This is a genomic window from Heyndrickxia vini, from assembly GCF_016772275.1.
GTDB lineage: Bacteria > Bacillota > Bacilli > Bacillales > Bacillaceae_C > Heyndrickxia > Heyndrickxia vini.
On sequence record NZ_CP065425.1, the window covers coordinates 1882143 to 1903089 of the forward strand.

The following is a 20947-nucleotide window of genomic DNA, read 5'->3' on the forward strand; positions in this document are numbered from 1 at the left end:
ATAGCAAAAGAACAGGAGGAGTGATGATGGAATACATTGTCGATTTAGAATGGCTAAAAGATAATTTATATAATAAAGAGATGAGAATTATCGACTGTCGTTTTTCTTTAAGTGATCCATTAGCAGGTGAATGTGCATATAAGAAAGAACATATTCCCGGAGCAGTTTATTTTGATTTAGAGAAAGATTTATCAGCTACACCAGCCGAGCATGGTGGCAGACATCCTCTACCGCACACACACTCTATTAAAGAAAAACTGGAATTATCCGGAATTAATGAGCAAAGTAAAATAATCGTTTATGATGGCGGAACTGGAGAAAATGCTAGTAGGTTTTGGTGGATACTTAATTATTTAGGCAATGAAAATGTATTTATATTAAATGGGGGATATGATGCTTGGAAACAAGCAAATTACCCAACTGATAATATTATACCCGTCTTTAAAAGGGCTACTTTTAATGTATCTTGTAAGCAGTCAATGCTTGCCACAATTTCAGATGTAAAAAAAGCGATTCAACAAGGTGACGTTATTTTAATTGACTCTCGAGCATACAATCGGTTTATCGGACTGGAAGAACCAATAGATAAAAAGAAGGGGCATATTCCCAGTGCAATAAATAAAGTATGGACTGATGGATTTAAAGATGGATTTTGGAAATCTGTAGATGAGCAAAAAAAACGTTTTTCAGAATGGAACAAATCTGATTCATTTATTGTTTACTGTGGTTCAGGTGTGACTGCAACACCCAATATTATTGCCTTATTAGAAGCAGGTTTTACTAATGTTCGGCTATATGCAGGGAGCTTTTCCGATTGGGTATCTTATGGCGAAAACCCGATTGAAACAGGAGAATAATATGTTAAAGGGGCATTGTGTAAACACAAATTGTCCCTTCATGTTATAATAGTAGTTGTATCATTTTAAAGAAGATTATAGGGTAATTCCCTTTAAATAGAGGTGCAGATATGGAAAACAAACCACATTTATTACTAGTAGATGGAATGGCATTACTTTTTCGCTCATTTTATGCAACAAGTGTAACAGGTCAATTTATGATGAATTCCAAAGGGATGCCCACCAACGCTGTGCAAGGCTTTATGAAGCATTTATTTTATGCGTTGGAGGATATCGAACCATCTCATACAGCAATTTGTTGGGATATGGGTAGTAAAACCTTTCGTAACGAGATGTTTGATGGATACAAAGCCAATCGCTCAGCACCGCCAATTGAGCTTATTCCCCAATTTGACCTTGTCAAAGATGTTGTAGAGGCATTTCAGTTACCCAATCATGGTCTAGTAGGGTATGAGGCGGATGATTGTATTGGAACGATTGCAAAAGCAATGAAAAATATAGCAAATGTTACGATTTTAACGGGTGATAAAGATTTATTACAGCTCTTAGATAAACATATTGAAGTTCGTATTCTGCAAAAAGGATTTGGAAACTATAAAATATACTCCGAAAGCCTATTTCAAGAAGAATTAGGACTTACACCGAAGCAGTTTATTGATGTAAAAGCTCTGATGGGTGATACAAGTGATGGGTACCCAGGGGTTAAAGGCATTGGAGAAAAAACAGCATTGAAATTAATACAAGAGCATGGGTCAATAGAAGAATTACTTGTAAATATTGATCGTTTAACACCAGGACAACGTAAGAAAATTGAAGAAGATTTGGAAATGCTCCACTTATCAAGAAAATTAGCTGAAATTAATTGTCAAGTACCCATTCATTTTTCACTAGAAACGTCATTGCGTAAACAAATTCCTAACTCCTTTATTGAACTAATTGAAGAACTTGAATTGAAAAATATTCGTCGTCATCTTATACAATCTAAATGGGCAGAAAACATTGCATTAGCTTAAAAAGATGAAAAAGCAGACTTTTTTTGAAGACTGCTTTTTCATCTTTTTCGCATTATTATTTTTTATTTAGTTTTTTTGCAGCATTTTCTAGCTTAGACTTTGGCTCTTCTGCAAACTCGACATCATCTTGTCCCCAGCCTTGTGGATTGACACCTGGTGCAATTGCTTTCCCTCTATTATTATTTTTCTTTGCCAAAAAAATCACCTCCACTTATAGAATTTCCAAAATAATAAATATCAACATTAATTCACGAAATAACTTTTCCAAGGAAGTAATAGTCATAAAATCTATTTTACTGTACAATAGAAAAGGATGTTTATTGGGGAGCGAGGAGAAAAATGGAACATAGCAATATTTCACTAGATGAATATCTTCTATTATTAAGAGAAAAAGGTTTTAAATTTGAAGATGATGTAATTGGTTTTATTTATTTTGGTAAACAATATACGAATGCTTCAGATCAAACAATAAAGGCAGCGATAGAAATTACATTAAAAACACAGAAGCATTTCGATGGTAGCTTTTATATGTCATTATTAGAAACATTTAAAAACAAAAATATCGAGTCAAGGAATCAAGCATATACATACGTTCAACAAATAGGTTTGCTGCCTGCATAGAAAAGTGCATTCTCACTAGAATGCACTTTTTTTGTTCGTTTTTTTCATAAGTAATTTTAACTTAAGATTACTCGGTAGTTCTGCAATAATCATACCAATTAAAATAAAAATGCACCCAATTGTAGCTCCTATAGTAAGTCTGTCATCTATCCAAAAATAGGAGGTAATTGCTGCAAAAACTGGCTCCATCGTTAATATAATTGCAACTCTTGTTGGTGAAGTTGATTTTTGGGAGTTTGTTTGAATAAAAAAAGCTGCAGCAGTTCCTAAAATGGCAGTAATCATTATTGCAAACATCAATGGTTTTGAAGATAAGATTTCAGGCTCCAAAATAAGCTTCCAATCTTCAAATAATAGAGAACTTATTGTACAAAGTAATGCTACAGTAAAAATCTGGATTGTTGTGAGTGTAAGTACAGAACTCCTTTTTGCGAATATGTCGGTAAAAATAATATGAAATGCAAAACCAAAGGTACAAAGTAATACGTAAAAATCACCGACTGAAAAAGATGAAGCCCCTTTGACTGCTAATAAATACAATCCAATTGCAGCTATACTTGATCCAAAAATGGCAGATAGTTTTGGTCTGTTTTTTAAAAAAATATATGAAATAATGGGTACCATCACAACACTTAATCCTGTAATAAAACCAGCTTTTGAAGGTGTAGTGTAAAGCAATCCGATCGTTTGAAGGGAGTATCCTATAAATAAGCAACATCCTAAAATAACACCAGGAAATAATGCGGATAATTGAAATTTCATTTTTCCTTTATTTTGAAATAAATAAACGATGAAAATAATAATACCCGCAAGGAAGAAACGGATTGCATTAAACAATATAGGTGGTAAGAGATCAATGGCATTTTGGACAACAACAAATGTCGCACCCCAAATGAAGGCGACAAACAATAAGGATAGTTCAGCTATGACTTTTTTATTCAATAGTTCCCCTCCAATACTTCAAGCTGGATTGCCTTTCTGGCTAAATCATCTGCGGTTTTATTTTCAGAACTTGGAATCCATTTGATAAAAAATAGATCAAAAGATTTTATCAAAGTAAGTATACGATTCAATAATAATTTATATTTTTCTTTTTTTGTATATGCCTTTTCTACTGCGTTAACCACTGCGGAAGAATCAGATCGAACAGATATTGTTTGGAAATTGAGTGATTGACAAATTTCAAGCGCTTTAATTAAAGCAAGGAATTCCGCTTCATGATTATTACATATGCCAAGCGGAATTGAATATCGTTCAACTTGACCTTGATGTTTAATAAAAATTCCTGCTCCACTTTTTCCGGGATCTCCTGCACTTGCCCCATCTATATAAACCTCAATCAAATATGTCCACTCCTAACTTAAACGATGTATAATAGAACACATTATCACTGTAATTCTAACTATATTGTAATATAAATACATAATAATAAAAGGGAAACATTTTAAATGTTAAGGGAAAACTATACATTACAATCATCTAGAAGGGAAAAGGAAGATGAATTATAAAATTAAGTGGCAATATAAAGGCACGAATACAGAGTCAATTTTATTAGAATCAGAATGGGCCTCAAATAGCATAATTGAGTCATTAATGAATGATTTTCTTAAAACGGGGAGAACAGTTGATCTATCTATTGTTGATGAAATGGGCAACGAATGGACAAAAAAGGAATTTTTAAAGTTGAAAAACACGACTGAAAAAGAACCGCAAAATATCGTCATATATTTCGATGGAGGATTTGATTTACAAACAGGATTATCAGGAATAGGAATGGTCATCTATTATGATAAAGATGGTAAATCATATCGGCTTCGTGCCAATGATCAATTATCGGAATTAGAATCTAATAATGAAGCGGAATATGCAGCATTATATAATGCTGTCATGTTATTAGAAGATTTAAACGTTAAGTTTATTCCATGTACGATTCGCGGTGATTCACATGGCCTATTGAAGCAATTAACAGGAGAATGGCCGTGTTTGGAGCAAAATCTAAATCGATGGTTGGATCGGATTGAAGAAAAGATAAATAAACTTGGGCTAAAGCCATTATACGAACCAATTACAAGGAAGCAAAATAAAGAAGCGGATCAACTTGCATCTCAAGCATTAAAAAATACAATAGTGAATAGTCATATTGAACTTTAAGTCGGGTGTGGAAAAAGAAAGGAAGTTTTCGATGGAAAGATCTAAACTACTACTTGAAATAAACGGAATATTATCAACCTATTGCGGAGATTGTCTTGTTAAGTCGACTTTACGAAAAGAGTATAATAAAACATATGCACATCAATTTTGTATTCAAAAATGTACTGTAGGCGAGCAATTAAAAGAACTTGGAAAACAGCTAGCATATTCACATAAACGGTAAAAAACGATGTATCCAAAAAGGCTGACAATTTCTTGTCAGCCTGCATATTTTATATTATTATTTTTTAGTTACATTAGCAGCTTGCGGTCCTCGGTTTCCTTCAACAATTTCAAAAGAAACTTCTTGGCCTTCTTCTAAAGTTTTAAAGCCTTCACTTTGAATAGCAGTGAAATGGACAAATACGTCGTCTCCACCTTCAACTTCGATAAAACCATAGCCTTTTTCGTTATTAAACCATTTAACTTTACCGTTTTGCATAATTCCTATTCCTCCTATATCTTACAGCACGATGTGCCAAGAAAAAATATTGTCCATTAAATAGTCTTTAATATTTTTAATAAAAGAAAAGTTTGAATATTTAATGACAATTTTAATATACACCATAGTCAATAAATGAGTCAAGATTTCATGTGTATATAAGTTAAATGTTATGAATTTTTAAATAAATTATAATGCATTTCATTTAAATCAGCGTTTAAAAAAGGATTTCTTGTTTAATCGTGGCAATTATAGTAAACTTCATATTGAGGAAAAGCCTTAAATCGGTCCTTTATTTAAAAGGTATCAACTTTATAATAAAGGTTATTTTCGACTACATATTTTTTATATTATAAATGGAGGTTTAGGGATGCCTACGCCAAGTATGGAAGATTATATTGAACAAATATATTTATTGATTGAAAATAAAGGTTACGCCCGTGTATCGGATATTGCAGATGCTCTTTCCGTCCATCCCTCCTCGGTTACGAAAATGGTGCAAAAGCTTGATAAGGATGAATATTTAGTTTATGAAAAATATCGTGGCCTTGTTCTTACACAAAAAGGGAAAAAGATAGGGAAACGTCTAGTCGATCGTCATGATTTGTTAGAACAGTTTCTAAAAATTATTGGTGTGAAAGAAGAAAATATATATCAAGATGTTGAAGGAATTGAGCATCACTTAAGTTGGAATTCAATTGATCGCATTGGCGATTTAGTTCAATTTTTTGAAGAGGATCTTGAACGTGCAGAAGCCTTAAAACAATTACAATTAAAAAATGAAGCAGAATAAAAGAACCGTTAAATTACGGTTCTTTTATTTTTTTCATCAGAAAATGGAGGGATAGTAGGAAAAATAACGATCATTTTCATCGTCATTTACTAAAGTAGCAATCCCGTTTTGATTCGAATCGATATTTGCGCCATTTAGTAACCCATCTTTTGTTTCCAATAAAGCTTTTCGATAAGAGATAATTCTGCCGCTGGAAGTTTGGAAGCTGATAATTTCTCCCTCATCATTGCGTTGGACTTTTGAAATATATTCCATATGAATGTTTCTCCTTTCCATTAAAATGTAGTTATTTCTATTTTGAAGCGTATAGTAGAAAAATAAACATATAAAATTATTATTGAATCTTTTTAATGTAGAAAAAGTATATAATGTAGGTAAATAATTTATTTATTTGAATGGGGGCTATACACTTGGGTGAAGATAAATCAGTTAAATCAGATATACTAATTGCTCAAGAAACACAATTAAAACATATAGGAGAAATTGCAGAAAGCATTGGGCTAACCGACGAAGATATTGAATATTACGGTAAATATAAAGCGAAAATTACTTATGATAAAATACATAGTTTTAATGAAAATAAAGATGGTCGATTAATTTTAGTTACTTCAATAAATCCAACTCCAGCTGGCGAAGGAAAATCAACTGTGACTGTAGGATTAGGAGACGCGTTGCACCAGTTAGGAAAGAAAGTTGTTATTGCCCTTCGAGAGCCATCTTTAGGTCCAACTATGGGCATGAAAGGTGGGGCTACTGGTGGAGGATATGCTCAAGTATTACCTATGGAAGATATCAATTTACACTTTACCGGCGATCTTCACGCAATAACCGCTGCAAATAATGCACTTGCAGCGCTAATGGACAATCATATCCATCAAGGCAACCAATTACAAATTGATCAAAGACGAATTGTATGGAAGCGTGCTCTTGATATTAATGACAGGGCATTAAGGCAAATTGTAATTGGTCTTGGTGGTCCAACACAAGGTGTTCCCCGTGAAGACGGTTTTGATATTACCGTAGCTTCAGAAATTATGGCCGTACTTTGTTTATCAGCTAGTATTGAAGATTTAAAGCAAAGATTAGCGAAAATGGTTGTCGGATACGATACATCCAAACAACCTATTACAGTTGGAGATTTAGGTGTAGAAGGTGCTCTTAGCTTATTATTGAAAGATGCATTGAAACCGAATCTTGTTCAAACAATTGAACATACCCCCGCTTTAGTCCACGGTGGACCATTTGCAAATATCGCACATGGATGTAATAGTGTTATGGCAACAAAAACAGCATTAAAAATGGCAGATTATGTTGTAACAGAAGCGGGGTTTGGGGCAGATTTAGGCGCTGAAAAATTTCTAAATATCAAGGCAAGGGCGGCAAAAATAAAACCTGATGCTGTAGTGATAGTTGCAACAATTAGAGCATTAAAAATGCATGGGGGCATGTTAAAGTCGGAGCTGCAACATGAGAATGTTTCAGCAATGAAAAAAGGGCTCGAAAACCTTAAGAAACATATAGAAACAATTAATAACTTTGGTTTACCAATTGTCGTTGGAATCAACCGATTTATTTCTGATACTGATGAAGAAATCAATACGCTGACAAATTGGTGTACTGAACAAAAAGTGCCTGTAGCATTAACTGAAGTATGGGAAAAAGGCGGAAAGGGCGGTTTGCAATTAGCTGAGTTTGTTCTTGAACAAATTGAATCTAATAAGCAAACGTTTAAGTTCCTCTATGAACTGAATCAACCTATTGAAGAAAAAATTAAAACAATTGTACAAAAAGTGTATGGGGGTTCTGATGTAGAATTTTCTATCAAAGCAAAGAAACAATTAAAAGAATTTCAAGAATTTGGGTGGGATAAGTTGCCAGTCTGTATGGCGAAAACACAATATTCATTATCAGATGAACCTTCCAAATTAGGACGTCCGAGAAATTTTACGATACATGTTCGTGAATTAAAACCAAAATTAGGGGCTGGATTTATTGTCGCATTAACCGGTGACGTGATGACCATGCCTGGACTACCGAAAAAACCTGCTGCTTACCAGATGGATGTTGATGAAAATGGAAGAGCAATAGGACTATTTTAAAGCAAAACAGGCGAAAAGCCTGTTTTTTCTTTTATGCATATTATTTGAACACATTTATTTTTCTGAAAAGTATTTACAAATATCTATAGTTATTTTAGTATTACTGAAGGAAGAAAAAACTTCCAATTTAATAGAAGGGAGAAATATATTATGCGTTTACTTACAAAAAGAAATTTAAAAAAGAAAAAGGATGACACTACGTAGAGAAAAGGAAAGAAGAGGAGAATATGATGATAAATCCATTGACAGAAACAATAAAAATCGTAAAGTATCGTGAAGAATTGGCAAAATCAATTGCAGACATGTGGAATGAAAGTCGTGATAGCTGGGGTGGCGATTCAGCGATTATGTCTGAAGAGCAAGTGCTTGAAAAAGAAGCGAATTCTGAGGATTTATTCTTATATCTCGCTTTGGACGGGGAAAAGGTAGTTGGATATTGTGGGATATCTGAATATAAAGAAGATATAGAGGCTCTTTATATTCGATTATTAAACGTGCATCCAGACTATCATGGCAAGAAAATCGGTAAACAACTTGTTTTAAAGGCAGTAGAAAAGACAATTGAATTAGGTTGGCCGCGTATCGACCTTTATACATGGCCGGGGAATGTAAAGGCTGTACCTTTATACAAGAAATGTGGTTTTTTTTGGGAGGATCGGGATGATACGACCCACTTAATGAATTTTATTCCATTAGTTCTACAAAATGAAATAACAAAACCGCTATTTCATTCAATTGATTGGTATGAAGACAATGTGAGAGCGATTGAAGTAAAACCTGATGGGATAAAAGAAAATGGATTCACCTATTACGAATATGTTTGGGAAAATGAACAACATTTTCTTCGTGTTCAAATAGAAAAGAGTGGAAGAGGGATTCGTTTAATTGAAACGAATGATATCAAAATTGAACTTCTAATGGGCCAACATACTCAGATTGAAGGAAGAGAATCCAATCTTCAACTACAAATAGAAAATAAACGGATCGATTCGCTAAATGTAACGGTAGAAGGCTGTAAAAATGAAAGAACTCATGTACAGGGAAAAATAACCGAAGCGATTAAACAAAATAAAATATTCGAATTTCCAGTTCATATAAAAAATGGTGAGGAGCCGAATGAATGGATCACACATCCTAAGGCAGAAGTTCAGATTGTAATTAATGGACGGAAGTCTAAGCTAGCTGTTGGTGTATTTCCAAAAAAGGCGATGAAAGTAAAACCGGTTTATATTCCGAAAAAATTCGACACGAATAAACAACAATATTGTTATATAGAAATTGATAATTTTTTAAAAAATGAAGCTGAAATTTCTATTAAACTTTCACCTAATGCTTTGGTACAGTGGGAGAAGTCTACTTATTCATCGAAAATTACTGAAACGGGTATGATAAAAATCCCTTTCCAAATCAAGAAATATGGCTTTGTACAATCGGAGTGTACAGTGACCGTTCATACTGCTAATGAAATCTTTGAATGGAAGGAAACATTAGCATTTTCAATGCCATATTTTGGGGTGAAAGATGGGGGATTTGATCAAGAATTTTTTTATTTGCAAAATGGATTTTACACGGTAAACATTCGTAAAAGGGATAATGCCATTTCATTTGGAGATGAACAAAAATTTAACCAAAGAACATTCCTTTTTCCACCAAAGTTTGGAAAACCTTATATTGCTGAATTGCCAAAAAAACAAGCATCTTCTTATGAATGGAATTACACTGAGACATCAGCAATTATGAAAATTCACTATGAAATTGAGAAGCCATTCAAGCAAAATGTAGCACTATGTTTTGAATTATTCGGTGAAGGTCTATTAAACTTTTGGCTAGAAATAGAAAATGTATCTGAATCGATTGTAGAAAATTTGTATATTTACCAGCCAATAAGACATGAGTTAAATCAAACTTATCTACCATTAAACAATGAAATCGTTTATTTTAATGATTCAAAAATGACCGATTTAAGCCAATTAAACAGTAAGGATGTTACGAGTAATTGGATATTTTCCGACGATAAAAAGGACCCGCACGGGATAATATGGGACCGCCAAATGAAAATCGGATTTGATGGTTGGGTATTATATTTGGAAGAAAATATCAGGAAGATTACAAAAAATGAAATTAGAAAGTCCAAAATAATTCGCTTTTCATTAGGTGTCATAAAAACCGTGGAGGAATTCCAACTATTTGCTAATGATACTTCGAAACAAACTGTTGTAGATGAAGTAGAAATAAGAACAAAAACACGAAATCCCATAATTTCAACTAATAAGGTAGAATTAATATTAAAAAGAAGTCAAAACCGTTATTTCAATGGTGTATTATCTTTTTTGAATAATGATGAACCACTGAAAAACATTAGTATTGAACAGGTAAATAATGATGCATTTAAATTTATCTATCAAACGAAAGATGACCCATTTGTTTCCCTTCAATATGTACTGGAAAATGAGTCTCAAACGATACAAGGATCATCCTTATTGTTGCGGAAAGCTAATCGTCCGATTCAATCGCGAAAAATAGACGGAAACGGTCAATATATATATGAGATTGAAAATGGAGATTTACAATTTAAAGCTGCTCCCGGATTTTTTCCAACATTATATTCAATTTGTTTCCAGGGGAGAGAATGGCTTGATTCATCTTTTCCTACTCCCGAACCAAAAGCATGGTGGAATCCTTGGACTGGTGGATTCAGTTCCCATCTAAGTGGGATAAGTCTCTTTTCATACATTAAAGAGTCATCACAAACCTCTTTTGTAAAAAAACAGGATCAATATAAAAATGAATGGGAAGGTTTAGCGATTGAAACGGTTATAGAGCATCATGAAAAATGGAAAGGGTTAAAAATTACACAATACTTTTTAACTATTCCCGGGGTGCCGATGATTGCTCATTATACAGAATTAGAACATCGGAATCGTACAATCAACCAATTTGTGTATACTGATATGTTTTTAAAGAATATATCTATGAAAAATACGTCAGTTCATTTGCATAATAAAGGTGGTTCGACTAAATTTAATGCTGGATTTGAAGAACATATTTTTCGTTTAAATAATCCGAGTACTTTCTCAGACAATGATCAGTCCCAGCATTTACAGCTCGTTTCTAGTAAAGATTTATTGGATTCCGAATGTATTTTTAGTGAGGACTTTGCATTAGTTAGTACAATGGAATTCGTAAGGAACAGCCCAGGTCATTCTAAAAAAACAGATCCTATTTTCATGTTATTTCCTCATCTGCCAATTGATAAAGATATGATTAAAAACCTGAAATCAATCAAATTTTAAGGGAGCTAGCCATGAAAATAATTGATGCACATATTCATTTCTCAAATATAGGCTCTTTTCATAAAACGGCAGAGGAACAATCATTTGTCGATTATTCAAAAAAAGGAATAATGAATGAATTTAAAGAGGCTGGGGTCGTTCTAGGTATCGGTATGGGGTTAACGGAAACATTGGAGATCGGTTTTCCTGATCCAAAGTCTAATACACCAATGGGATTAGATTTAGACGCCAGTTTACCAAATAATATTGTTTATTGTGCGGGTGTTAATCCATATACATTAAGTAATGAGACACTCGTTTTACTAGAAAATGAATTACAAAAAGATAATGTAGTAGGAATAAAAATTTACTTAGGTTACTATCCCTTTTATGCATATGATGAAATCTATCATCCGGTTTATGCGTTAGCAGAAAAATATGATGTCCCTGTAGTATTCCATACAGGTGATACCTATTCAGAAAGGGGATTATTAAAATATTCCCATCCATTAACATTGGATGAAGTCGCTGTACGTTTTCGTAATGTTCGTTTTGTGATGGCGCATTTTGGCGACCCATGGGTATTAACTGGTGCAGAAGTGGTATATAAAAATGCGAATATGTTTGCAGATCTTTCTGGATTAATTGTCGGAACGGAGGAAGAACTTACGAGTTATTCAGAAGGAAGATTTTTAGACCATTTACGACACGCATTAGTTTATTGTGATCATTATGATAGATTACTATTCGGGACCGATTGGCCTTTGGCACCAATAAAGCCATATATAAAATTTATACAACAATTGATTCCAGAAAAATATCATAAAGATGTGTTTTACAATAATGCACTAAAGGTTTTTCCAAAAATAAAAAATAAACTATAACAGCAAAAACTCACTCGTATAACCGTGAATACGAGTGAGTTTTTTAATTTTATAATTTAAACGAACTCTTTAATGATACAACACGGTTAAATACGAGTGAATTTGTTGTTGAATGCTTTGGATCAACATTGAAGTATCCATGTCTAAAGAATTGAAACTTGTCATTTGCTTTTGCGTTTTCCATATTAGGTTCGACAAATCCTTTTGCGATCTCAAGAGAATTCGGATTGATATGGTCTAAAAATGTTCCATCTTCCTTAGCCTCGTCATCCAAAATTAAGGAATCGTATAGACGAAATTCAGCCGGTATTGCTTTTGTTGCCTCAACCCAATGAATTGTCCCTTTTACTTTTCTTCCGGTAAATCCTGATCCACTCTTCGTTTCCGGATCATATGTGCAATGTAATTCAATTACTTCTCCATTTTCATCCTTAATAACTTCTTCACATTTAATAAAATACGCATGTTTCAAGCGAACTTCATTCCCAGGGAAGAGACGGAAGTATTTTTTTGGAGGGTTTTCCATGAAATCTTCTTGCTCGATATATATTTCACGTGAAAACGGAATTTGTCTTGTACCCATTTCAGGAACTTCAGGGTTAATTTCAGCATCAAGCATTTCAACTTGTCCTTCTGGATAGTTTGTTATAACTACTTTTAATGGTTTTAACACTGCCATTGTACGAGGTGCTTTTAATTTTAAATCCTCACGAATAAAATGTTCAAGCATTTGAACATCAACAGCACCGCTGCCTTTAGAAATGGCGAGTTCTTCGCAAAAAGTTCGAATAGCTTCAGGTGTATAACCTCTGCGTCTTAAACCAGATATCGTTGGCAAGCGTGGGTCATCCCAGCCATCTACAATATTTTCTTCAACTAATTGTTTTAGCTTCCTTTTACTCATTACAGTGTTTGTTAAATTTAATCGACCAAACTCGATTTGTCTTGGTGTTGATTCCATTTCACATTTTTCTACAACCCAGTTATATAGTGGACGTTGATCTTCAAATTCAACTGTGCATAATGAATGGGTAACCCCCTCAATCGCATCCTCGATTGGATGTGCAAAAGCATACATAGGATAAATACACCATTTATCACCAGTATTATGATGTGTTGCATGTGATATACGATAAAGAACGGGATCCCTTAAATTGATATTAGGTGAGGACATATCAATTTTTGCTCGTAAAACCTTTTCACCGTTAGCGAATTCACCATTTTTCATTCCCGTAAATAAACCAAGATTTTCTTCAATACTTCGATTTCGGGAAGGACTTTCTTTGCCAGGCTCTGTTAAAGTACCGCGGTATTCTCTTATTTCATCCGCTGAAAGATCTTCAACATATGCAAGTCCTTTTTTAATTAATAAAATTGCTTTTTCATACATGACATCAAAGTAATTAGAGGCAAAAAACAAATTTTCCCATTCATAACCTAACCATTTTACATCTTCTTTAATTGATTCAACAAACTCGATATCTTCTTTCAAAGGATTGGTGTCATCAAAACGTAAATTTGTCGTTCCATTGAATTCATCTGCCAAAGAGAAATTGATAAAAATTGATTTCGCATGTCCAATGTGCAAATACCCATTTGGTTCCGGTGGAAAGCGAGTTATAATTGAATCGTGTTTTCCGCTATGTAAATCTTCAAGTATTATGTTTCGAATAAAATTGGATGGCGCTGCTTTTTCTTCCATTAATTGATCACCCTTCTTACATCTTCATTTTGGATATTCTAATATTATAACAAACTAATGAAAACAGTAAACATTTCTCTTGATATTATAGGCTGAACCAACACATTTTTATAAAAAACAAAGAAAACATGGTAAAATATAAAAGTGAGAAATCGGGAGGTACTATGGAGAAAATCATAGAACAGACAGAAGAATTTGTAAAAGCAGAGCTTGGGGAGGATGCAACTGGGCATGATTATTATCATGTTGATCGAGTAAGAAAGCTTGCTTTATATATAGCTATGGAAGAACGAAAAGGGGATCTGTTTACTATTGAAATGGCTGCATTACTACATGATATACCCGACGAAAAATTAAATCAAAGTATAGAAGATGGATATTTTAAACTCCATTCTTTTCTTGAAACTTTACCTTTAACCCAAATACAAAAACAAAGAATCGTTGATATTATAAGCAAAATATCCTATAAAGGTGGAAATGAGGCTGAACTAACAACTTTTGAAGAAAAAGTGGTTCGAGATGCTGACCGAATCGATGCAATGGGTGCGATTGGCATTGCTAGGGCCTTCTCCTACGGAGGAAAAAATGGCCAACTGATTTTTGATCCTAATATAAAAATTCGTACGAATATAACAAATAAACAATATCGAAATGAAAAATCTACTTCAATCCATCATTTTTATGAAAAACTATTAGTATTGAAGGAGCGTATGCATACCAGTACAGCGAAAAGGATTGCTGAAGAACGTCATCAGTGGTTGGAAATGTATTTAGAACAATTTTTTAAAGAATGGAATGGTGACCAGTGAGATCATTCACAATTGAACACTTATCAAAATCATACGGTGAGAAACAACTGTTTAGAGATATATCGCTACAAATAAATGAAAAAGATCGAATTGGTCTAATCGGTGTTAATGGAACAGGAAAATCGAGTCTTCTAAAAATTATAGCAAAAATTGATGATCCTGATTCTGGTGAAATGATTCACCCCAACGATTATTCGATTACATATTTATCGCAAAATCCAGAATTAAACCCTGAATTAACGGTATTGGAACAAGTTTATGCAGGTGATTCTGTAATAATGAAATTATTACGTACATATGAAATTGCACTTCTCAGATTAGAAAAGGAACCATTAAATGTAGGATACCAAGAAGAACTTTTTAAATTGCAGGCAGAAATGGATGCTCTAAATGCATGGGATGCTAGTGCAAATGCAAAAACTATTCTTTCGAAATTGGGGATTAATCATGTTAATAAACAAATTGGAGAATTATCAGGTGGACAGAAAAAAAGAGTTGCACTTGCTCAAGTGCTAATCGACACGCCGGATTTATTAATATTAGATGAACCGACAAATCATCTAGATTATGAATCTGTCAAATGGTTAGAGGACTATTTAACAAGATATCATGGATCCGTATTATTGGTTACACATGATCGGTACTTCTTAGATCATGTAACCAATCGAATCTTTGAATTAGATAATGGACATATCTATTCCTATACCGGAAATTATCAATCATTTATAGAAGCAAAATCATTACGTGAGGAGGAAGCTTTACAAACAGAGTCAAAACGAAGAAATCTTTATCGTAAAGAACTTGCTTGGATGAGGCGTGGTGCGAAAGCGAGATCAACAAAACAAAAAGCAAGAATACAAAGGTTTGAACAATTGGAATCAAATATTGGTCAAATACCATCAAATGAAAATATTGATATTGGACTACAAAGTAGTCGATTAGGAAAACAAGTATTTGAATTTCAACATGCTTATAAGTCCTATGAGAATCGTACAATTCTAAAAGACTTTAATTGGCTAGTAAAGCCTGGTGATCGAATTGGTATCATTGGCAAGAATGGAAGCGGGAAATCCACCTTAATGAACTTAATTGCTGGCAAAATAAAGTTGGATCAGGGGAATATTTCGCTAGGATCTACCGTAAATATCGCCTATTACCAACAAGAAAACGAGGAGTTAGATGAATCGAAGCGAATGATTGAGTACATTCGCGAACAAGGCGATATAGTAACGACATCTGAAGGTGAATCGATTTCAGCTACACAAATGCTTGAACGATTTTTATTTCCACTGAATACTCATGGAACACCAATTAGAAAACTTTCCGGTGGCGAAAAAAGAAGGTTATATCTGCTTAAGCTTCTTATGGGAAAGCCGAATGTATTATTAATGGATGAACCAACGAATGATTTGGACACCCAAACACTAACCGTGTTGGAAGATTACCTGGAGGAGTTTCCGGGTGTAGTAATTACAGTGTCGCATGATCGATATTTCTTGGATAAAACATCGGAGCAATTACTTGTTTTTAATGGCGAAGGGCAAATTGACCGTTATTACGGAATATACAGTGAATATTTGGAACAAAACGCCAAAATAGAGAAGAAAGTTTCGGAAAAAGAAAAAAGTGATGTGCCAGTAGCTGAAAAGAAGCCATTAAAAAAGAAAAAGTTATCCTATAATGAACAAAAAGAATGGGACGAAATTGATGGTGAAATAGAAAAAACAGAAAATGATATTGAGTCCATCCAACATGAACTTAATCAGGTTGGCAGCGATTTTGAAAAAGCACAACAATTAACGGAAGAGTTAGATCAACTAAATATTAGATTAGAACATCTTATTGAACGATGGAGTTATTTATCTGAACTTGTCGAATCGTTTTCCTAACCCTGCATAGGATGCAAGCATAAAAAATTTAATAATATTTAACGTATGTTAAAATAAAGTAATGATTTTTAAATGAAAGGTGGTATGTAGCTATGAAAATTATTTCAATCGAACCTACTCCAAGTCCGAATACGATGAAAGTAATTTTAGATGTAGAACTGCCTGCTGGAAAAAGTAATAATTATAAAAAAGAGCAATTGAGTAGCGCACCGCAATTTATTAAAGAGTTACTGGAAATTGAAGGTGTAAAAGGAATCTACCATGTGGCTGATTTTATTGCTGTAGAGCGAAATGGTAAATACGATTGGCAACAAATTTTGCCAAAGGTTAAAGAACTATTTGGTGATGAGGAATCAGACCAAACACAATCAACTAAGATTGATGAGCATTACGGAGAAGTGAATGTTTCCGTCCAAATGTTTAAAGATATTCCATTACAAGTGAAATTATCTGATGGAGAACAGGAAAAACGTTTTGCATTACCTGAACTATTTATTAAATCCATGAGTAAGGCACAGCTTGAGGGTGATAATTATGTGCTATTACGAAAATGGAAAGAGTTTGGCGTACGCTATGGAGATCTTGAACAAATAGGTCAAGAAGTAGTAGAAGAATTACAAGCCGCTTACCCTGAGACTCGTTTGAATGATTTAGTAGAAGCAGCGAAAAATCCAAAACTGACAAAGGAATTGCAATTAAAGAAATTAATTAAAGTAACTCCAGAAATGTTAAATGATCCAGATTGGCGAAGAAGATATCAGTTACTTGAACAAATGGAAGAACCAACTATAGATGAACTTCCAGTATTAGAAAAGGCGTTACAAGATGAGAATGCATCGATTCGAAGATTAGCCGTCGTCTATCTTGGAATGATAAAAGATAAACAAGTACTCCCATATTTATTTAAAGGCTTAAAAGACAAAGTTGTAACAGTGAGGCGCACTGCCGGTGATGCTTTATCAGATCTCGGTTTTAAAGAAGCAATTGAACCAATGATGGAGGCATTAGCGGATAAGAGTAAAATTGTTCGCTGGAGGGCGGCAATGTTTCTATATGAAGAGGGGGATGAAAGGGCCGTTCCTGCACTTAAAAATGCGGAGAATGATGAAGAATTTGAAGTTCAATTACAAGTGAAAATGGCATTAGAACGAATTGTTGGCGGCGAAGAGGCAAAAGGATCTGTCTGGAAGCAGATGCTGGAAGCTCGCAAAAAAAATTAATTATTTAATCGAATAGGAGGCAGTAAACATGTCAATGGCATATGAGGAATACATGAGAGAGTTAGTAAAACCAATGAGAGAAGAATTGACAGGAGCTAATTTCACAGAGTTGTTAACAGAAGCTGATGTGGAAAATTTTATGGAAACAGTAAATGGTACAACATTAGTTGTTGTTAATTCTGTTTGCGGTTGTGCAGCAGGATTGGCAAGACCAGCGGCTATCCAAGCCGTTCAAACAAACGTAAAAAAACCTGATCAATTAGTTACAGTGTTTGCAGGACAAGATAAGGAAGCGACTGCAAAAATGCGTGAGTATTTTACAGGTTATGAACCTTCATCCCCTTCAATGGCACTTTTAAAAGGAAAAGAAGTAATTCATTTTATTCCAAGAGATGATATAGAAGATTATGATGTGGAAGAAATTGTAGCCAATTTAACCAATGCGTTTAATAAATATTTATAATTATTGGGTGTCTATGACACCCATTTTTTAGGTGATAGGATGATTGTAACAACTGCTGGGCGAACAAACGAACAAATGATTGAAAAAGCCAAAGTAATTGCGAAAGAATTAGATGCAGAATATATTCCACGAAAGAAACAGTCGATTAATAAAATGAAGCAACTTTTAGATGATGATTGTATTATAATCGGAAAAGATAGATTAGAACTACATCCTTTTCAATCAGACGTTCCTTTTTTCTTCCATCCAAATTCTGCAAGCTTTCGAATAAAAAGGTTATTGAGATCGGAACTTGATCCATTTATTAAAGCAACCAATCTTAAAAATGGAAGTACAATTTTAGATTGTACAATGGGATTAGCTTCCGATAGTATTGTTGCTTCCTTTGTTGTTGGAAACCGTGGAAAAGTCTATTCATTAGAAGGGAATAAATATCTGCATTACATTGTCAAAAAAGGATTGGAAACATGGAGCTCGGATATTGAAGAAATGAATCTTGCAATGAAGAGAATTCAAACAAGAAACTTGGATTTTAAGGATGTCTTAAAAAGACTGCCAGATCAATTTGTAGATGTCATATATTTTGACCCTATGTTTGAAGATCAAATTTTAACTTCAGATGGTATTGCAGCATTAAGAAAATTTGCATTGTATACAGGTATAAATGATGACATTATCTATGAGGCTACAAGAGTAGCTAAAAAGCGCATTGTACTTAAAGATCATTTTCGTTCTGAAAGATTTGCTAAATATGGCTTTCAAGTAATTGAACGAAAATCTGCAAAGTTTCACTTTGGCATTTTGAAAGTATGAAAATTGATTAACGTAAAAAGGCCGACACTCGCTTTCAATCCTAAAGTAAGTCGGCCATTCATTCAATTTCATTAATCAGTAATCGTTAAATAAACAAAGTACGCTAATAAAATAAAGATACCAATGTAAGTTAATGCTGTTTCCACGAAATCACTCCTCAAAAATAATATTCAACAGATCCTCAGTGGATATGTATTTTAAATAAAGTTAGCATATACATATTATTATAAAAATACTCCTTTTATATAAATAAATATTGCGCTACAATAATAGTATAAACCGAATGAATATTTAGAAAACGTATAAATATCATATACTACTATATAACTTTTTTGGGAATATTGAAACCTTTTTGTTTTCTAATCGTCAATATAAGTATAGAATAATAGTAAACTAGAGTTCATATTTAATAGGAAGGCTTTTACATCAGAAAGGATTTTGGCACATGAAACAGTGGCTTAGAAAATCAGTTGTCGTACTCGTCTCCATATTAACATTTGGATTAGTAACACCGGCCCATGCATTTTGGAATGAAAATCAAGAGGTAGATAAAGTAAAACACGAATCGGCCAATTCAAGCTATCAACAAACCTCTACAAATGAGAATGTATTTATAACTGATAAAGAGAATGTTGATAGGCAACAATTGATTAATCGGTTGATGATTGAAGCAGAAAAACAATCATATGAGAAATTTGGCAGCAAAATCACCCCAGTTATTGAAGATGAATTTCGGGAAGTTATTCTTCCGAAAATACAAGAAGCAATTGAAATGACTATTGCTCAATATCCGAATGAGGAATTATCTTCATTGGCAATCACGGAAACACCAAGTGCAGGCGTTGGTGAAAAAATATTTCATATTTATAATGCAAAAACTAGAGAAGACATTATTCGTTTCCATGTAAGAAGAGATCACCCGCCAATGGATGGATATTATTTTAACTTTCATTATCATACACGTTTTGATGAATACCAAGCCCACCATGACTTAGGAAAAATCTATTGGGATAAAAATACTCCACCGAAATGGATGGCTATGTAAAAAATGAATAGATTTATGAAAAATCAGCGATCTAGCTGGTTTTTTTATGCTGCTCGCAACTTGTAACTTATGATATAATTTAAAAGAAAAATACTAGTTTTTGAGGAAGTGCAACGAGAAATGCGCAGATTACAACTAGTACTATTAGCTGTCATTATCGTTTTTTTGCTTCAAGGCAACTCAAAACCAACTATAGATGGAGTGCTGTTAAAAAATTCTGTAGTCTTTAAAACGATGAAACTTGAATCTAGTGATACTTTAAAAAATATCATTATATTACCTAATTCTACTAAATATAATCGGAACGAAGTGACAAATATCATTTTACGCTTGGATCATTTACCTACATCCATTTTGCAAAAGGTTGCTCTATCAGGAATTAAAGTAAAGCTATTTCAAGGTAAACTTACTGATAACCCATCCGCATCCTATTTAAAAGGAATTACACCACGAGGATACTCCAATCATGCCATTACGTGGGATGACATTCCCGGTGTCGGCGGTTCAAAAATAGTGTTAGTGAAAATAGGCTATAGCGAAAAGGGAAAGGGCCATGGTTCAATAAATTTAGAATTACATGAACTGGCACACTCTTTGGACAAATATCTTTTTCATGCCGAAAATAAGAATGGTAACTATCTGTCGATTTGGAAAGAGGAAGCCCAAAAGCTGTTTCCAAATCAAAACTATTTAATGAAATATCCCGAAGAATATTTTGCTGAAAGTTTTGCGATGTATTATTATACAAATGACTCAAAAAAACAATTAAAATATTATGCGCCAAAAACGTATGCATATATTTCAAGTCTCAAATAGAATAGGATGGATTACACCG

General features: G+C 33.6%; 22 protein-coding genes. 16 read left to right on the forward strand and 6 right to left on the reverse strand.

Going from position 1 to position 20947, the window contains the following annotated elements; all coding sequences use genetic code 11:
- The first annotated feature begins 26 nt into the window (after window positions 1-26).
- Together I5776_RS09425 and I5776_RS09430 are read left to right on the forward strand one after the other, a co-directional pair.
- Window positions 27-857, forward strand: coding sequence for a sulfurtransferase (locus tag I5776_RS09425; RefSeq protein ID WP_202780354.1), 831 nt, complete (start codon window positions 27-29; stop codon window positions 855-857).
- A 110-nt stretch (window positions 858-967) separates the two neighbouring features.
- Window positions 968-1870: a 5'-3' exonuclease gene (locus tag I5776_RS09430; RefSeq protein WP_202780355.1), complete on the forward strand. Its 903-nt coding sequence runs from the start codon at window positions 968-970 to the stop codon at window positions 1868-1870.
- Window positions 1871-1925: 55 nt separating this feature from the next.
- On the opposite strand, the gene sspL is transcribed toward I5776_RS09430, so the two are convergent.
- Window positions 1926-2066 (reverse strand): small, acid-soluble spore protein L, encoded by a 141-nt coding sequence (gene sspL, locus I5776_RS09435; protein WP_202780356.1) that lies wholly within the window; start codon window positions 2064-2066, stop codon window positions 1926-1928.
- A 143-nt stretch (window positions 2067-2209) separates the two neighbouring features.
- Between sspL and I5776_RS09440 the strand changes: the two genes are divergently transcribed.
- Window positions 2210-2491 (forward strand): DUF6123 family protein, encoded by a 282-nt coding sequence (locus I5776_RS09440; protein ID WP_202780357.1) that lies wholly within the window; start codon window positions 2210-2212, stop codon window positions 2489-2491.
- A gap of 15 nt (window positions 2492-2506) precedes the next feature.
- Here I5776_RS09440 and I5776_RS09445 read toward each other — a convergent pair whose 3' ends face one another.
- Both I5776_RS09445 and I5776_RS09450 read right to left on the reverse strand, forming a co-directional pair.
- Window positions 2507-3433 carry a DMT family transporter gene (locus I5776_RS09445; protein WP_202780358.1) on the reverse strand — a complete coding sequence of 309 codons (927 nt, stop codon included), beginning with the start codon at window positions 3431-3433 and terminating at the stop codon, window positions 2507-2509.
- On the reverse strand, window positions 3430-3834 hold the full coding sequence (locus I5776_RS09450; RefSeq protein ID WP_202780359.1) for a reverse transcriptase-like protein: 405 nt from the start codon (window positions 3832-3834) through the stop codon (window positions 3430-3432). Before I5776_RS09450 ends, I5776_RS09445 begins: the two co-directional genes overlap by 4 nt.
- A 154-nt stretch (window positions 3835-3988) precedes the next feature.
- Here I5776_RS09450 and I5776_RS09455 point away from each other — a divergent pair, with 154 nt between their 5' ends.
- Together I5776_RS09455 and I5776_RS09460 are read left to right on the forward strand one after the other, a co-directional pair.
- Window positions 3989-4642: a reverse transcriptase-like protein gene (locus I5776_RS09455; protein ID WP_202780360.1), complete on the forward strand. Its 654-nt coding sequence runs from the start codon at window positions 3989-3991 to the stop codon at window positions 4640-4642.
- Between the two features lie 31 nt (window positions 4643-4673).
- Window positions 4674-4865, forward strand: coding sequence for a zinc-finger domain-containing protein (locus I5776_RS09460; RefSeq protein WP_202780361.1), 192 nt, complete (start codon window positions 4674-4676; stop codon window positions 4863-4865).
- 57 nt (window positions 4866-4922) lie between these two features.
- Here I5776_RS09460 and cspD read toward each other — a convergent pair whose 3' ends face one another.
- On the reverse strand, window positions 4923-5123 hold the full coding sequence (gene cspD, locus I5776_RS09465; protein WP_066232576.1) for a cold-shock protein CspD: 201 nt from the start codon (window positions 5121-5123) through the stop codon (window positions 4923-4925).
- 370 nt (window positions 5124-5493) lie between these two features.
- On the opposite strand from cspD, the gene mntR reads away from it, so the two are divergent.
- Window positions 5494-5916, forward strand: a complete 423-nt coding sequence (gene mntR, locus I5776_RS09470; RefSeq protein WP_202780362.1) for a transcriptional regulator MntR — start codon at window positions 5494-5496, stop codon at window positions 5914-5916.
- A 36-nt stretch (window positions 5917-5952) separates the two neighbouring features.
- Here mntR and I5776_RS09475 read toward each other — a convergent pair whose 3' ends face one another.
- Window positions 5953-6171, reverse strand: coding sequence for a DUF3892 domain-containing protein (locus I5776_RS09475; protein ID WP_202780363.1), 219 nt, complete (start codon window positions 6169-6171; stop codon window positions 5953-5955).
- Between the two features lie 140 nt (window positions 6172-6311).
- Here I5776_RS09475 and I5776_RS09480 point away from each other — a divergent pair, with 140 nt between their 5' ends.
- The 3 genes from I5776_RS09480 (at window position 6312) to I5776_RS09490 (ending at window position 12171) form a co-directional block, all read left to right on the forward strand.
- Window positions 6312-8015: a formate--tetrahydrofolate ligase gene (locus tag I5776_RS09480; protein ID WP_202780364.1), complete on the forward strand. Its 1704-nt coding sequence runs from the start codon at window positions 6312-6314 to the stop codon at window positions 8013-8015.
- A 230-nt stretch (window positions 8016-8245) separates the two neighbouring features.
- Entirely contained in the window at window positions 8246-11308 is a 3063-nt protein-coding gene (locus I5776_RS09485) for a GNAT family N-acetyltransferase (protein WP_202780365.1), read from the forward strand.
- Between the two features lie 11 nt (window positions 11309-11319).
- Window positions 11320-12171 carry an amidohydrolase family protein gene (locus I5776_RS09490; protein ID WP_202780366.1) on the forward strand — a complete coding sequence of 284 codons (852 nt, stop codon included), beginning with the start codon at window positions 11320-11322 and terminating at the stop codon, window positions 12169-12171.
- A gap of 49 nt (window positions 12172-12220) precedes the next feature.
- Here I5776_RS09490 and I5776_RS09495 read toward each other — a convergent pair whose 3' ends face one another.
- Window positions 12221-13873 (reverse strand): glutamine--tRNA ligase/YqeY domain fusion protein, encoded by a 1653-nt coding sequence (locus I5776_RS09495; RefSeq protein WP_202780367.1) that lies wholly within the window; start codon window positions 13871-13873, stop codon window positions 12221-12223.
- Window positions 13874-14037: 164 nt separating this feature from the next.
- Between I5776_RS09495 and I5776_RS09500 the strand changes: the two genes are divergently transcribed.
- From I5776_RS09500 to I5776_RS09530, 7 genes are all read left to right on the forward strand, one after another.
- The gene (locus tag I5776_RS09500) at window positions 14038-14682 is read left to right on the forward strand and encodes an HD domain-containing protein (protein WP_202780368.1); all 645 of its coding nucleotides are present in this window, start codon (window positions 14038-14040) and stop codon (window positions 14680-14682) included.
- The gene (locus I5776_RS09505; protein ID WP_202780369.1) at window positions 14679-16571 is read left to right on the forward strand and encodes an ABC-F family ATP-binding cassette domain-containing protein; all 1893 of its coding nucleotides are present in this window, start codon (window positions 14679-14681) and stop codon (window positions 16569-16571) included. Before I5776_RS09500 ends, I5776_RS09505 begins: the two co-directional genes overlap by 4 nt.
- A 92-nt stretch (window positions 16572-16663) precedes the next feature.
- Window positions 16664-17791, forward strand: a complete 1128-nt coding sequence (locus tag I5776_RS09510) for a conserved virulence factor C family protein (protein WP_202780370.1) — start codon at window positions 16664-16666, stop codon at window positions 17789-17791.
- A gap of 28 nt (window positions 17792-17819) precedes the next feature.
- Complete coding sequence (locus I5776_RS09515) at window positions 17820-18254, forward strand: BrxA/BrxB family bacilliredoxin (protein ID WP_202780371.1); 435 nt, start codon at window positions 17820-17822, stop codon at window positions 18252-18254.
- A gap of 39 nt (window positions 18255-18293) precedes the next feature.
- Window positions 18294-19067: a class I SAM-dependent methyltransferase gene (locus tag I5776_RS09520; RefSeq protein ID WP_202780372.1), complete on the forward strand. Its 774-nt coding sequence runs from the start codon at window positions 18294-18296 to the stop codon at window positions 19065-19067.
- 445 nt (window positions 19068-19512) lie between these two features.
- On the forward strand, window positions 19513-20112 hold the full coding sequence (locus I5776_RS09525; protein WP_202780373.1) for a YpjP family protein: 600 nt from the start codon (window positions 19513-19515) through the stop codon (window positions 20110-20112).
- 120 nt (window positions 20113-20232) lie between these two features.
- Window positions 20233-20928 (forward strand): anthrax toxin lethal factor-related metalloendopeptidase, encoded by a 696-nt coding sequence (locus I5776_RS09530; protein WP_202780374.1) that lies wholly within the window; start codon window positions 20233-20235, stop codon window positions 20926-20928.
- Window positions 20929-20947 lie beyond the last annotated feature (19 nt).